The 621-nt window shown below is 45.9% G+C and carries 1 protein-coding gene; it reads left to right on the top strand.

All coding sequences use genetic code 11. The features are described 5' to 3' along the window. A partial coding sequence (locus tag R8N47_RS26310) for a malic enzyme-like NAD(P)-binding protein (protein ID WP_318186244.1) occupies positions 1 to 458 on the top strand: 458 nt, incomplete at its 5' end. Between the last annotated feature and the right edge of the window lie 163 nt (positions 459 to 621).

The following is a 621-nucleotide window of genomic DNA, read 5'->3' as shown; positions in this document are numbered from 1 at the left end:
CAAATCTATTGCCACCAGAAGCGTTGAAACTCATGGCTGACAAGCCAGTTGTGTTTGCTTGTTCAAACCCAGATGCTGAAATTAAACCTGAGCTAGCACACGCAGTGCGTGATGACTTAATTATGGGTACTGGTCGCAGTGATTATCCAAACCAAGTGAACAACGTGTTGTGTTTCCCTTTCATTTTCCGTGGTGCGTTAGATGTACGTGCGAGTGAAATCAATGATGACATGAAGCTGGCGGCGGTTGACGCAATTCGTGCATTGGCAAAAGAGCCTGTACCTGAATCGGTACTAAAAGCTGCAGGTGTTGAGAAGCTAGAATTTGGCAGCGACTACATCATTCCTAAGCCAATGGATCCACGTCTGCTACCTCGCGTAGCAAAAGCGGTAGCTCAAGCGGCAGTAGATTCCGGTGTTGCTCGTATCGAGATGCCAGAAAACTACATGGCAGAGTAATTTACTCAGCCACATTGAACACAAAAATGGGACGCATTGACGTCCCATTTTTTATATCTCCAAAAACTGCCCCCGGCGCAGCTTCTAAAGCGGATGAATTTGTAAGCAATTATTCTTCGTCAAATGCTTCGAATTCGATACCCATCGCCGTCATTAACGCTTT

This window comes from Vibrio sp. 2132-1, from assembly GCF_033344315.1.
This window is presented reverse-complemented; position numbering and strand designations above follow the sequence as displayed.